Annotated in this window: 1 protein-coding gene; it reads right to left on the bottom strand. The window is 38.9% G+C overall.

The window, feature by feature from the left end; translation table 11 throughout:
* On the bottom strand, positions 1-535 hold a 535-nt coding region (locus NO346_RS14670; protein ID WP_256415604.1), incomplete at both ends, for an IS3 family transposase.

Here is a 535-nt window from a genome sequence, read left to right as displayed (position 1 = left end):
TGCCATTTGATTTGGTGTCTTAAAATCCAAGCCTTTTTGAATTCTTCGCTGATTATAAAATAACTCTATATATTTTGTAATATCCGCTTTGGCTTCTTCCCTTGTTTTGTAGTTGCGATGATGGACTAGTTCATTTTTGAGTATGCCCCAGAAACTCTCTATCGGTGCATTATCAAAGCAGTCACCTTTTTTGCTCATTGAACCCTGAAAATCAAATTTCTCAAGTAAGTTTCGATATTCATTACTGCAATATTGGCTGCCTCTGTCTGAATGTACAATGAGATCTTTAGCAAGTTTCTGATTGCGAATAGCCATATTCAATGCATCACAAACAAGCTTGGCTGTCATGCGCTCATTTAAGCTATAGCCAACAACCTGTTTCGTGTAAAGATCTTTGACAGCTGCCAAGTACAACCAGCCCTCAGCCGTCCAAATGTAGGTAATGTCACTCGACCACGCAAGATTAGGCTTCGTCATTGAAAACTGTTGCTTGAGTAAATTGTCATAAATAGAACGGTTGTGATCACTGTTCGTG

It is taken from the genome of Acinetobacter sp. 5862 (genome assembly GCF_024494585.1).
In the GTDB taxonomy this organism is placed as follows: Bacteria; Pseudomonadota; Gammaproteobacteria; order Pseudomonadales; family Moraxellaceae; genus Acinetobacter.
The sequence above is the reverse complement of the archived record's forward strand: the minus strand, read 5'-3'. Positions and strand labels throughout refer to the sequence as shown.